We start from the raw sequence: 12,740 nt of genomic DNA on the forward strand, positions 1-12,740 counted from the left end.
CCGTGCCGCGATCCGTCCACATCATGCGGTACGTGCCCCCCGGCGGTAAGAGAGGACCGCGTAGCCGCCGAAGAGCAGCAGCCACCCGCCGAGCACCGCCACCGTGCCGGCCCCCGGGGCGTGTCCGGCGACCACACTCCATCCGAGGTCGCCGAAGCGGGCCGTCGGCGTCCAGCGCGAGATCGCGGCCAGCCAGTCAGGGAAGAGCGAGGTCGGGAACCACAGGCCGCCGACCACCGCGAGGGCGATCACACAGGCCGTGTTGGCCACCCCGGTGGTCTGTGCCGTCAGCCCGTAGCCGTTGCCCAGGCCGAGCAGGGTGAAGGGGATGGTGCCGAACCACAGCAGCACGGCCGCCGCGGCCCACTGCCAGGCCGCCAGGTCCACCCCGTTGACGACGGCGCCGGCCAGCAGCACCGAGCCGATCGCCGGGAGCACGGTCACCGAGCCGGTGAGGGCACGGGCCACCACGACCTGCAGCGGGCTCATCGGCGTGACCCGCAGCTGCCGCAGCCAGCCCAGGCCCTTGTCCTCCGCGACGCCGGTCCCGGTGCCGATCGCCGCACCGAGCGCGCCGTACGCGGCCATGCCGATCATCGAGTACGCCGCGTAGTCGTCCCGGTCGTCCCCGTCGACGCCCAGGTTGGTGAAGAGCAGGTACATCACCAGCGGCATGCCGATGCCGAACATCACGAACCCGGGGTCGCGCAGCGCGCGGCGCACTTCGAGCCGGACGTACTCCACGATGACGGGCATCAGATCGTCTCCTTCGCGCGGTTCAGGTCCTCTTTGCCGGTCAGGGTGAGGAACGCGTCCTCCAGGCTGGCCGCCGTCACTTCGAGCCCGCGGACGGCGCCGCGCTCGGCGAGGGCGACCACGGTGGCGTCGGAGTCGCTGGTGCGCAGCCGCGCCCGGTCGCCGCGGATCTCGACGGAGGTGACGCCGGGAAGGAGCCGCAGCCCGGCGGAGCCGGAACCGGCCAGATCGACGCTGACCAGGTTGCCGCCGGCCGCGGACTTGATCCGCTCACCGCTGCCGTCGGCGGCGATCCGGCCCCGGTCGACGACCACGATCCGGTCGGCGTTCTCGTCCGCCTCCTCCAGGTAGTGGGTGGAGAAGAGCACGGTGTTGCCGCGCCGGGCGTACGCGCGCATCGAGTCCCAGAAGGCGCGCCGCGCCTCGACGTCGAGTGCGGCGGTCGGCTCGTCGAGCACCAGCAGTTCCGGATTGCCGGCCAGCGCCACCGCGAAGCGCACCCGCTGGGCCTGTCCGCCGGAGATCCGGTCGATCCGGCGGCGGGCGAGGCCGGTGAGACCGGCGAGCTCCAGGGCCTCGTCCACGGGCATCGGCGCGGGGTACGTCCTGGCCACGAACGAGACGAGTTCGCGCACGGTGACGCGCGGCACCGGCCGGCCGTCCTGCAGCATCGCGCCGACCCGGCCCTGGCGCACGGCCCGCTCCGGCGGGCCGCCGAAGAGCCGCACCTCGCCCGCGTCCGGCGTGTCCAGCCCCAGCAGCAGGCCGATCGCGGTGGACTTCCCGGCCCCGTTGCGGCCCAGCAGCGCCACGGCCTCACCGCGCCGGATCTCCAGGTCGATCCCGTCCACGGCGCGGACACTCCCGAAGGCCTTGACCGCCCCCGAGAACCGCACCGCGGGCTCGGTCCCCATCATCGTCGTCATGCGGTCGACGGTACGGAGAGCGGCCCTGACCTCGGCAGAGGTGAATGTACGCGGCCGGCCGGGACAAATGTCACGGGCGGCGCGAGCTGATGGTGCGTCAGGTATTCACAGGGTCAGGGGGATGCGTTATACATGAGCGACTGCTAGAACACGTTCTAGCGGCCCTGATCGACCCCGGCGCGGCCGACGGTGCGGACAGCCGCGTCGGGGTCCTCCAACCAGACGCGGGCACCGCCGTCGGCCCCCGTGAGACGCCCGCCAGCGCGTGTCCCCGTCCCCACGGCGAAGGAGCCAGCCGGACCATGCCCATCGACGTCGCGAAGGCCACCGCGGCCGAACCCCGCACCACCGACCTCGCCTGGGACCACAAGGACGTCCTGCTCTACCACCTGGGCGTGGGCGCCGGCCGGCCGGCCACCGATCCCGACGAGCTGCGCTACACGCTGGAGAGCAGGCTGCAGGTCCTCCCCAGCTTCGTCACCGTCGCGGGCGGCAGCCTGGCCGCCGCGGGCGGGCTGAGCGCGCCCGGGATCGACGTGAACCTCGCCGCCGTGCTGCACGGCGGCCAGCGCATCGAGCTGCACCGCCCGATCCCCGTCACCGGGAAGGCCGTGCAGACCAGCCGCATCGCCGCCGTGCACGACAAGGGCAAGGCGGCCGTCATCGTGCTGCGCTCCGAGGTCGCCGACGACGAGGGGCCGCTGTGGGCGGCCGACACCCAGATCTTCGTCCGCGGCGAGGGCGGCTTCGGCGGCGACCGCGGCCCCTCCGTCCGCACCGAGGCCCCGGACCGGGACCCGGACCGCATCGCCGAGATCGGAACCCGCGAGGACCAGGCGCTGCTCTACCGGCTGTCCGGCGACTGGAACCCGCTGCACGCGGACCCCGAGTTCGCCAAGGTCGCCGGCTTCGACAAGCCGATCCTGCACGGGCTCTGCTCGTACGGAATCGTCCTCAAGGCCGTCGTCGACACGATGCTCGACGGCGACGTCGCACGGGTCCGCGCCTACTCCACCCGCTTCGCCGGGATCTTCTTCCCCGGCGAGACGCTGCGGGTGCGGATGTGGCGCGGGGACGGCCGCATCCAGGTCGCGGCGACCTCGGCCGACCGGGACGACGCACCGGTTCTCGCGGACACCGTCGTCGAACACGCCTGACCGAACATCGCTATCCGCACCATCCCGCACCATTCCGCACCTCGCGAAGGGAGCCGCCCCCGTGCGCGCAGCAATCCAGCAGGAGATAGGCCAGGACAAACTCGAGGTCTTCGACGACGTCGAGGCGGTGGGATTCGGGCCCGGCAAGGTGCGGATCCGCATCCGGGCGACCGGACTGTGTCACTCCGACCTGTCGGCGATGAGCGGCGTCCTGCCGCAGCCCGCGCCGTTCGTACCCGGTCACGAAGGCGCCGGCGAGATCGTCGAGGTCGGTGAGGGCGTCACCAACGTCAAGGCGGGCGACCGCGTGCTGGTCTGCTGGCTGCCGGCCTGCGGCGCCTGCGCGTCCTGCAAGCGCGGCCAGACCCACCTCTGCATCGCCGGTTTCCTCAACGCCGGCACCCCCAACTACCGGCGCCCCGGCGGTGACGTCTTCGGCTTCGCCGGCACCGGCACCTTCGCCGAGGAGGTCGTCGTCGACGCGCTGTGCGCCGTCCCGATCCCGGACGACGTGCCGTACGAGATCGCCGCGCTCATCGGCTGCGGGGTCACCACCGGCATCGGCGCCGCCATCAACACGGCCAAGGTGGAGGCCGGTTCGTCGGTCGCCGTCATCGGCTGCGGCGGGGTCGGCATCAGCGTGATCCAGGGCGCGCGGGCGCTCGGCGCCGCCGAGATCGTCGCCATCGACCCGGTCGAGAGCCGGCGCGCGGCGGCCCTGCGGTTCGGCGCGACCGAGGGCGTCGCCCCCGACGGCCTGGCCGACGCCAAGAACCGCATCACCGCGGGCGAGGGCTTCGACTACGTCTTCGAGGTCGTCGGCAAGTCCGTCACCGCCCGCACCGCGTACGAGAACACCCGCCGCGGCGGCACGCTGTGCATCGTCGGCGCCGGCGCCATGGACGACAACCTGCAGATCAACATGTTCGAGCTGTTCTTCGACGAGAAGCGCATCCTGCCGTCGCTCTACGGCGGCGGCGACGTGCTGCGCTCCTACGAACGCGTCATCAAGCTCTGGCGTGCCGGCCGCATCGACCTGGAGGGCCTGATCACCCACCGGGTGCGGCTGGAGGAGGTCAACGACGCGATCGACCAGATGCGGACGGGCGAGGCGCTGCGTACCTGCATCACCATCTGAGCCGCCGTCGAACCGCCGGAATCCACACCTGTAGCTGAGAGGACCAGGATGTCTGTGCACGGGCAGCAACTGTCGGGTCTGGCCGCGATCGTCACCGGGGCCGGGCGCGGCCTCGGGCGGGCCGAGGCCCTGGAGGTGGGGCGGCTCGGCGCGAGTGTCGTCGTCAACGACTTCGGGCAGCCGGGCCGGGACGGCTCGGGCGCGGCCTCCGCCACCCCGGCGGAGGAGGTCGCGGCCGAGATCGTCGCGGCGGGCGGGCAGGCCGTCGCGCACCACGGCGACGTGGCCGACTTCGAGCAGGCCCGCGGGCTGGTCCGGCTCGCCGTGGACACGTACGGCAAGCTGGACATTCTGGTCAACAACGCGGGCATCCTCCGCGACCGGATGATCTTCTCGATGTCGGAGGCGGAGTGGGACGCGGTGATCCACGTCCATCTCAAGGGGCACTTCAACACGACCCACTTCGCGGCCGTCCACTGGCGGGAGCGGTCCAAGGCGGCGGGCGGGCCGGTCTACGGCCGCATCGTCAACACCTCCTCCGAGGCGTTCCTCGCCGGCTCGGCCGGGCAGCCCAACTACGCCGCCGCCAAGGGCGGCATCGTCGGGCTCACCACCTCCACGGCGCTCGCGCTCGGCAAGTACGGCGTCACCGCCAACGCGATCTGCCCGCGCGCCCGCACCCGGATGACGGAGGACGTCTTCGCGGGCTATCTGGAGGTGGAGGAGGGTCTCGACCCGCTCGCCCCCGAGCACGTCTCGCCGCTCGTCGGCTACCTCGCCTCACCCGCCGCCGCGCGCGCCAACGGCCAGCTCTTCGTGGTGCACGGCGGCATGGTCGCGGTCATCGACCGCCCCAGGGTGGCCGCCAAGTTCGACACCGCCAAGGACGTCTTCGGCTTCGACGAACTCGACGGCCTGCTGACCCCGTACTACGCGGGCCGCGACCCGAACGAGACGTTCGCGGCCACGGAAGTCCTCGGCCTCAAGCACGAGTAGCCCTCCGGGCGGGTCACGTGGGCCGCGGCCAGGTCGAGGGGGTGGTGAGCCCCCTCGGCCCGACGGCCGGGCCGTCAGTCCTGGCTGCTCGATGGGCGCCGGTGGCGCCCATGCGCGTCGCCGGCGCTGTCGTGCGGCGAAGCGGTACCGCGGTGGCGACCCCCGGCGTTGTCGTGACCCTCGCCGGAGTCGGATGTGCTGTCGGACATGGAACGTCTCCCCGATGAATGGCGTGCTGGTGTGCGCTTGAAGCGGCCGAATATCCCCAATCCAGCCTGTGGGTACGCCCGTTGGTCACTCTCGGTGCCCGAGAGGTCCGGATGCGTAGCCTCCGGCGAGTGTAGTCGGCGGCCTCGTCCGGAGATCATCGGGGCTACCGGGCCCGTGCCGTGTCGAGCGGGGCCTGCTGGAGGGGGAGTACGGGCAGCGTCCTCGGCTCGTCCCCGGCCGGGCCTCCACCCGCCGCGGCGCCCTCGACGGCCGCCCGTGCGGCGCCCGTGACGGCCGGTGCGGGAGCCGCGGCCGGTGCCTCGTACTCGGTCAGCCCGAACGGCCAGCGCTCGCACGCGTACGGCAGCCGCAGCGAGCCGCGTGCCGACCACAGCCCGGTGCCCGCGAGCCAGCCCTCGGGAGCGGTGAGCCAGGTCACCGTCCGTTCGCCCGGCCGCCAGACCACGGGCGCGGACCCGTCGGGACCCTCGGCGCGCAGCGCCACCGCCGACGCCTCCGGCATCAGTATCTGACCGGACTGCGCGGCGAACGGCGTGAGCACCGTGTCGTCCATGCGCAGCGCCTCCGGGAAGCGCACCGGCCGCCTGCTGCCCAGCACCCCCCAGCCGAGCCGGTCGGTGCCGGGTGCGTCGCTGCGCAGCAGGAGCAGGCCGCTGTCGGGTTCGGCGAGCAGGACCCGGTCGTTGCTGTCCTCGGCGATCTGCAGCAGCGGGGTCACCTCGCCCTGCCGCAGGTCGACGGCGACCGCCTTGGTGCGGCCGCCCTCCGGACCGACGCGGTCGAGGGCGAGCATCTGGCCGGTGCGGTCCAGCCAGACGCCGCCGGTGCAGCGGCCCGGCACGGTGGCGAGCAGTTGCGGCCCGCCGCTGTGGTTGCCGCCGCCGCTGCCGCAGACGAGCCACACCTGGGTGGCGCCTTCGACGGGGGCGAGGGCGAAGGCCGCTCCGGCGACCGGCGGCAGCAGCCGTACCTCCTCGCCCTCCAGGGACCACAGGGAGCCCAGGGGCAGTTCGCCGGTGCCGGGCCCGGTCGGGTAGAGCAGTGCGAGGTCGAAACGGTCGGCGACGCGGCGGCGGATGAGCACCCGCCCGTCGGGCAGTGGCAGTACTTCGGTGCCGGGTTCCTCCGGCTGGTTGCCGGGCAGCGGGACGGTGTAGGGCTCGGGGCCGGCCAGCGTCCAGCGCTCGGGGTACCAGCCGCCCTCGCCCGACTCGGTGAGGCAGGCGGCGTACGACCCGTCGGACGCGATCGTGAACCCCGCCCGCAGCACCGTGGCCCTTTCGATGGCACAAGCCGTCATGTGTTGGTCCACCTCCGGAGAGCGACGCTAGTTTTCGCACTTCCGGACGATCACCGCAAGTCGGTGCAGTTCACACGTAAGGGTGGCGCTTCTTCCGTTTGCCCGAAGATCGGGCGTCCGTTGTGATCCGTGACCGGAACCACTCCTTCCGGACCGTCCCGGCGGGTGTCCGGCACCTGTCACGGAAGCGGCCGGTAACCGTCCCCCCGCCGCCCGCGATTCCGGTCGGCGCGGGGGAGGGCGGTAACCTTCCTCCCGTGCCCTCACTGTCCGACGTCATCGCCGCGCTCGAAACCCTCTGGCCCCCTCATCAGGCCGAGGACTGGGACGCCGTCGGCCTGGTCTGTGGTGATCCGGAGGCCGAGGTCACCCGGGTGCTGTTCGCCGTCGACCCGGTCCAGGACGTCGTCGACGAGGCGGTACGGATCGGGGCCGACCTGCTCGTCACCCACCATCCGCTGTACCTGCGCGGTACGACGACGGTCGCCGCCACCGGCTTCAAGGGCCGGGTGGTGCACACACTGATCAAGAACGACGTCGCGCTGCACGTCGCGCACACCAACGCCGACCGCGCGGACCCCGGAGTCTCCGACGCCCTCGCCGGCGCCCTCGGGCTGCGCATCACCGGGCCCCTCGTGCCGGACGGGACCGATCCGTCGGGCCGCCGCGGCCTCGGCCGCATCGGCGAGCTGGAGACCCCGCTCACGCTGGCCGCGTTCACCGCCCGCGCCGCCCGCGGCCTGCCGCGCACCGCGACCGGGCTGCGCGTCGCCGGGGACCCCGAGCAGCTGATCCGTACCGTCGCCGTCTGCGGCGGCTCGGGCGACGGTCTCTTCGACGACGTCCGCGCGGCGGGCGTCGACGCCTACCTCACCGCGGACCTCCGCCACCACCCGGCCTCCGAGGCCCAGCAGCAGGGGCTCACCTCCGACGGTAGGCCCGCGCTGGTGGATGCCGCACACTGGGCAACCGAGTGGCCGTGGTGCGAGCAGGCCGCCGGCCAGCTCGACGAGATCTCCGACCGGCACGGCTGGGCCCTGCGGACCTATGTGTCGCACCAGGTCACCGACCCGTGGACGGCCCACGAGCCCGCGCCGGACGCTTTGCCCAGCACGTCTTCCGCACGTACTTCCCGCCAGTCGCCCGAAGCCATCCTTCCAACGAGCGCCTCGCGCCCGCAGTCTCACCCAGGAGCCCCCCGCTGAACGCCGCCCCCGCCGACCAGATCCGCCTCCTCGAAGTCCAGGCGCTCGACTCGCGTATCCAGCAGCTGGACCACAAGCGGCACCACCTTCCCGAGCACGCCGAGCTCGACCGTCTGAACGCCGACCTCACCCAGCTGCGCGACCTGCTCGTCGCCGCGCAGACCGAGGAGAGCGACACCGCCCGCGAACAGACCAAGTCCGAGCAGGACGTGGACCAGGTGCGCCAGCGCGCCGCCCGCGACCAGCAGCGGCTCGACTCCGGCGCGGCGGCCTCCCCGAAGGACCTGGAGAACCTGCAGCGCGAGATCGTCTCGCTCGCCAAGCGGCAGAGCGACCTCGAGGACGTCGTCCTGGAGGTCATGGAGCGTCGCGAGACGATGCAGGAGCGGGTCCAGGAGCTCACCCACCGGGTGGAGTCCGTGCAGGCCAAGGCCACTGAGGCCGAGGCGCGCAGGTCCGCCGCGCTCGCGGAGATCGACGCCGAGGCGTCCAAGTCCGTCAAGGAGCGCGAGATCGTCGCGGGCTCCGTCCCGGCCGACCTCCTGAAGCTCTACGACAAGCTGCGCTCGCAGCAGGGTGGCGTCGGCGCCGCCCGCCTCTACCAGAAGCGCTGCGAGGGCTGCCGGCTGGAGCTCAACATCACCGAGCTGGGCGAGGTGCGAGGTGCTCCCGCCGACGCCGTCGTGCGCTGCGAGAACTGCATGCGCATCCTGGTCCGCACCTCGGACTCCGGCCTCTGATGGCTCGTGGTCTCGTCGTCGAGGCCGACGGCGGGTCCCGGGGCAACCCGGGCCCCGCCGGCTACGGCGCCGTGGTCCTCGACCCGGCTTCCGGTGAGACCCTCGCCGAGGCCGCCGAGTACATCGGGCACGCCACGAACAACGTCGCCGAGTACCGGGGTCTGATCGCGGGACTGCGGGCCGCCAAAGCCCTCGATCCCGAAGCCGTGGTCAGGGTCCGGATGGACTCCAAACTCGTCGTCGAGCAGATGTCGGGGCGCTGGAAGATCAAGCACCCGGACATGCGCCCGCTCGCGGCCGAGGCCAAGGCCGTGCTGCCGGCCGGCCAGGTGACCTACGAGTGGATCCCGCGCGAGAAGAACAAGCACGCGGACCGGCTCGCGAACGAGGCGATGGACGCGGGCAAGAGGGGCCGGCAGTGGGAGCCGCGGGCCCCGATCGTGCGCAGCGAACTGGGGCTGGGCGAACTGGGGCCGGGCGGCGAACCGGGGCCGGGCGGCGGCATCGACGTCGCGGATCCCGCCCCGGGTCGGGCAGCCGGTCCGGTTCAGGACACCCTTCCCGAGGCGGCGCCGGCAGCGGGATGGTCCGCTCCCGCCGACCTGGGGACGCCCACCACCTTCGTCCTGCTCCGGCACGGCGAGACCGCCCTCACGCCCGAGAAGCGCTTCTCGGGCAGTGGCGGCAGCGATCCCGAGCTGTCGGAGAAGGGCCGTTGGCAGGCGCAGCGGGCCGCGACCTCGTTCGCGGCCGAGGGCACCGTGCAGGCGATCGTCAGCTCCCCGCTGACCCGCTGCCGGCAGACGGCGGAAGCCGTCGCGACCCGGCTCGGCCTCGACGTACGGATCGACGAGGGCCTGCGCGAGACCGACTTCGGGATCTTCGAGGGGCTCACCTTCGCGGAGGTGCGGGAACGGCATCCGGCCGAACTGGACGCCTGGCTGGCCTCGCCCGACACCGCCCCGCCCGGCGGCGAGAGCTTCGCGGCGGTCGCCCGCCGGGTGGCGCTCTCCCGCGACAAGCTCCTGGCGCGCTACGCGGGCAAGTCGGTGCTGATCGTCACGCACGTCACCCCGGTCAAGACGCTGGTCCGGCTCGCGCTGGGCGCACCGCCCGAGTCCGTGTTCCGCATGGAACTGGCGGCGGCGTCCGTCTCGACGGTGGCCTACTACGCCGACGGCAACGCGTCGCTGCGGCTGCTGAACGACACCTCGCACCTGAGGTAGTCCGGCGCGGGTTCCCGGTTCAGCCGCGCAGGGCGGCGGCTTCGCGTGCGAGGGCTTCGACACGGCCCCAGTCCTTGGCGCGGAGCGCCTCGGCGGGCAGCATCCAGGTGCCGCCGACGCAGCCGACGTTGGGCAGCGCCAGGTAGCGCGGCGCGGCAGCCGCGTCGATGCCGCCCGTGGGGCAGAACCGCGCGCGCGGCAGCGGCGAGGCGAGCGACGTCAGGTACGCGGTGCCGCCGGCGGCCTCGGCCGGGAAGAACTTCATCTCCGTTATGCCGCGTTCCAGCAGCCCGACCACCTCCGACGTCGTCGAGACGCCGGGCAGGAAGGGCAGCCCCGAGGCGCGCATGGCCTCCAGCAGCCGGTCCGTCCACCCCGGGCTGACCAGGAAGCGGGCGCCCGCGGCGACGGCGGCGTCGACGTGCTCGGGCGTCAGCACGGTGCCCGCACCCACCACCGCGTCCGGGACCTCGCGGGCGATGGCGGCGATGGCGTCCAGCGCGGCGGCCGTGCGCAGGGTGACCTCGATCGCGGGCAGCCCGCCCGCGACGAGGGCGCGGGCCAGCGGTACGGCGTCGGCGGCGTCCTCCAGGACGACGACGGGGACGACGGGGGCGAGGTCGAGGACGGAAGTCATGCCCGTCATCCTGCCTGGGCCTCAGCATTCTGCGCAACGAGCGTTGCGCAGAATGCAACGGGCTTCTGAGTCCGGGGCCTCAGTGAATCTCGGTCACCAGGACGTCGAGCTTCCCCGGCGCCTGCTCCTCGACCACGAAGCCCAGCTCCCGCAGGGTCTCCGCGAGCTTGGCCGGTGTCCTCGGCTTCGCGCCCGACTCCAGGAGCGCGCGTACGAGACGCCCCTTCGTGGCCTTGTTGAAGTGGCTCACCACGGACCGCTTCTCGACGCCGTCGACGACCGTCACCTGCAGCACCCGCACGGTGGCCGTCCGCGCCGCCAGCTCGCCGCGCGGCTTCGGCTTCCACGCGCTCGCGTACGCCGACGAGCGCAGGTCCAGGACCAGCCCCCCGCCGGCCGCCTCCGGAACGACCCCGGCCATCGGCTCCCGCCAGTACGCGCCGAGCGCGCCCAGCGCGGGCAGCTTCACCCCCATCGAGCAGCGGTACGACGGGATCCGGTCCGTCATGCGCACCGCGCCCCACAGACCGGAGAAGACCAGGAGGGAGTCCTTCGCGCGCCGGCGGGCGGCGGTGCCCAGCGTCGCGAGCCCCAGGGCGTCGTAGAGCACCCCGGTGTACAGCTCACCGGCCGGCAGCGTCGGCGCCGTGAGCAGGCCCGCGTCCTTGGCGACCTCGCCGCGAAGCCCCGGGCTCAGCCCCAGGACCTCCGCGGCCTTCTCCTCGTCGCCCGAGCACAGCTCCACCAGTTCACCCAGCACCGTCGACCGCGTCCCCGTCAGCCCGGGGAGCGAGAGCGACGCCAGGTCGACGGCCGGACCGGCGCCCACGGCGGCCTTGCCCTCGGACGGCGGAAGCAGGACGAGCACGGCAGTTCTCCCTCGGATGGACCCAACACGAACCGGATGCAGCCTACGGCCGTCATACGCTCACCTCATGCCCCGCCGCCACCTGCACGCCCCGGCCGCCGACGGAACCCTGCTGCGCGACGCGCTGCGCCGGCTGCGGGTCCGGCTCGACGTCCCGGAGGAGTTCCCGGCGGCCGTGCTCGCCGAGGCCCGGCAGGCCGCCGGGCACCCCCGGATGCCGGAACTCGACGCCACCGGCATCCCGCTCCTCACGATCGACCCGCCCACCTCCACGGACCTCGACCAGGCCATGCACCTCGCGGCCCGCGCCGACGGCTACCGGGTGCACTACGCCATCGCCGACGTCGCGGCCTTCGTCACCCCGGGCGGCGCCATCGACGCCGAGGCGCACCGCCGCGTCACCACCCTGTACTTCCCCGACGAGCGCGTCCCCCTCCATCCGCAGGTCCTCAGCGAGGGCGCCGCCAGCCTGCTCCCCGGCCAGGACCGCCCCGCCCTGCTGTGGCGGATCGACCTCGACGCCGCGGGCTCGGTCACCGCCGCCGACGTCCGCCGCGCCCGCGTCCGCAGCCGCGCCAAGCTCGACTACGCGGCCGTCCAGCGCTCCATCGACGCTGGCACCGCGGAGGAGCCCGTCGCCCTCCTCCAGAAGATCGGCCTGCTCCGCGAGGAGCTGGAACGGGACCGCGGAGGCATCTCCCTCAACGTCCCCGAGCAGGAGATCGAGCAGCGCCCCGACGGCGACGGCTACGTACTCGACTACCGCGCCCCGCTGCCCGCCGAGGGCTGGAACGCGCAGATCTCCCTGCTCACCGGCATGGCCGCCGCCGACCTCATGCTCCGTTCCGGCGCCGGCATCCTCCGTACGCTCCCCGCCGCCCCCGCGGCCGCGTCCGACCGGCTCCGCCGGGTCGCGGAGGCCCTGCGGATCGACTGGCCGGCCGGCACCCCGTACCCCGACGTGATCCGCTCCCTCGACCCCCACCGGCCCGACCACGCCGCCTTCCTCCAGGAGTGCACCTCCCTGCTGCGCGGCGCCGGCTACACAGTCTTCGACGGCGCCGCCCCCGCCCCCGAGCACGCGGAACACGCCGCCGTCGCCGCCCCCTACACCCACTGCACGGCCCCGCTGCGCCGCCTCGTCGACCGCTACGCGGGCGAGATCTGCCTGTCGGCGGTCGCGGGCGAACCGCTTCCCGACTGGGTCCGCACCGCCCTCCCCGACCTTCCCCGGGAGATGTCGGCGGGCACCCAGCACGCCAACCAGGCAGAGCGCGAATGCGTCAATCTGATCGAGGCTGTCCTGCTCAAGGACCGCGTCGGCGAGGTCTTCGACGCCTTCGTCATCGACCTGGACGACCGCGACCCGACCAGCGGCACCATCCACCTGAAGAGCCCCGCGGTGGTGGCGAGAGTGAAGTCCGTCCCGCCGGCAGAACCGCTTCCCCTGGGCCACCCCCTGCCTGTCCGCCTGACAGCGGCCGACCCGGCCACGCCGACGGTCCTCTTCGCCCCGGCCGGGCAGCCCGATCCCGTCGACTAGGATGGGCGGCACGGCGG

12 protein-coding genes are annotated in these 12,740 nt (G+C 73.4%); 7 read left to right on the forward strand and 5 right to left on the reverse strand.

Annotated elements, in window-relative coordinates; translation table 11 throughout:
- Positions 1-21 precede the first annotated feature (21 nt).
- Both O3X23_RS25105 and O3X23_RS25110 read right to left on the reverse strand, forming a co-directional pair.
- Positions 22-747: an ABC transporter permease gene (locus tag O3X23_RS25105; protein ID WP_269273881.1), complete on the reverse strand. Its 726-nt coding sequence runs from the start codon at positions 745-747 to the stop codon at positions 22-24.
- Positions 748-755: 8 nt separating this feature from the next.
- A complete protein-coding gene (locus O3X23_RS25110) occupies positions 756-1,682 on the reverse strand; it encodes an ABC transporter ATP-binding protein (RefSeq protein WP_269273805.1) in 927 nt (308 codons plus the stop codon).
- Positions 1,683-1,984: 302 nt separating this feature from the next.
- Here O3X23_RS25110 and O3X23_RS25115 point away from each other — a divergent pair, with 302 nt between their 5' ends.
- The 3 genes from O3X23_RS25115 (at position 1,985) to O3X23_RS25125 (ending at position 4,973) form a co-directional block, all read left to right on the forward strand.
- On the forward strand, positions 1,985-2,839 hold the full coding sequence (locus tag O3X23_RS25115; protein ID WP_269273806.1) for a MaoC/PaaZ C-terminal domain-containing protein: 855 nt from the start codon (positions 1,985-1,987) through the stop codon (positions 2,837-2,839).
- 61 nt (positions 2,840-2,900) lie between these two features.
- Positions 2,901-3,977 (forward strand): Zn-dependent alcohol dehydrogenase, encoded by a 1,077-nt coding sequence (locus O3X23_RS25120; protein WP_269273807.1) that lies wholly within the window; start codon positions 2,901-2,903, stop codon positions 3,975-3,977.
- Positions 3,978-4,025: 48 nt separating this feature from the next.
- Positions 4,026-4,973, forward strand: coding sequence for a 3-oxoacyl-ACP reductase (locus O3X23_RS25125; protein ID WP_269273808.1), 948 nt, complete (start codon positions 4,026-4,028; stop codon positions 4,971-4,973).
- A 373-nt stretch (positions 4,974-5,346) separates the two neighbouring features.
- Here the strand turns inward: O3X23_RS25125 and O3X23_RS25130 are convergent, their stop codons facing one another.
- Positions 5,347-6,504 (reverse strand): hypothetical protein, encoded by a 1,158-nt coding sequence (locus tag O3X23_RS25130; RefSeq protein WP_269273809.1) that lies wholly within the window; start codon positions 6,502-6,504, stop codon positions 5,347-5,349.
- Positions 6,505-6,761: 257 nt separating this feature from the next.
- On the opposite strand from O3X23_RS25130, the gene O3X23_RS25135 reads away from it, so the two are divergent.
- From O3X23_RS25135 to O3X23_RS25145, 3 genes are read left to right on the forward strand one after another with little or no spacing between them, the layout of a single operon-like run.
- Entirely contained in the window at positions 6,762-7,709 is a 948-nt protein-coding gene (locus O3X23_RS25135) for a Nif3-like dinuclear metal center hexameric protein (protein ID WP_269273810.1), read from the forward strand.
- On the forward strand, positions 7,706-8,449 hold the full coding sequence (locus O3X23_RS25140) for a zinc ribbon domain-containing protein (protein WP_269273882.1): 744 nt from the start codon (positions 7,706-7,708) through the stop codon (positions 8,447-8,449). Before O3X23_RS25135 ends, O3X23_RS25140 begins: the two co-directional genes overlap by 4 nt.
- Positions 8,449-9,675, forward strand: a complete 1,227-nt coding sequence (locus tag O3X23_RS25145) for a bifunctional RNase H/acid phosphatase (RefSeq protein ID WP_269273811.1) — start codon at positions 8,449-8,451, stop codon at positions 9,673-9,675. The genes O3X23_RS25140 and O3X23_RS25145 overlap by 1 nt, the downstream gene beginning before the upstream one ends.
- A 19-nt stretch (positions 9,676-9,694) precedes the next feature.
- Here O3X23_RS25145 and eda read toward each other — a convergent pair whose 3' ends face one another.
- Positions 9,695-10,312, reverse strand: coding sequence for a bifunctional 4-hydroxy-2-oxoglutarate aldolase/2-dehydro-3-deoxy-phosphogluconate aldolase (eda, locus tag O3X23_RS25150; protein WP_443047964.1), 618 nt, complete (start codon positions 10,310-10,312; stop codon positions 9,695-9,697).
- A 79-nt stretch (positions 10,313-10,391) separates the two neighbouring features.
- Positions 10,392-11,180 (reverse strand): peroxide stress protein YaaA, encoded by a 789-nt coding sequence (yaaA, locus tag O3X23_RS25155; RefSeq protein WP_269273813.1) that lies wholly within the window; start codon positions 11,178-11,180, stop codon positions 10,392-10,394.
- A gap of 67 nt (positions 11,181-11,247) precedes the next feature.
- On the opposite strand from yaaA, the gene O3X23_RS25160 reads away from it, so the two are divergent.
- Complete coding sequence (locus O3X23_RS25160) at positions 11,248-12,723, forward strand: RNB domain-containing ribonuclease (RefSeq protein ID WP_269273814.1); 1,476 nt, start codon at positions 11,248-11,250, stop codon at positions 12,721-12,723.
- The last annotated feature ends 17 nt before the right edge of the window (positions 12,724-12,740 follow it).

It is taken from the genome of Streptomyces sp. H39-S7 (assembly GCF_027158205.1).
Taxonomy (GTDB): domain Bacteria; phylum Actinomycetota; class Actinomycetes; order Streptomycetales; family Streptomycetaceae; genus Actinacidiphila.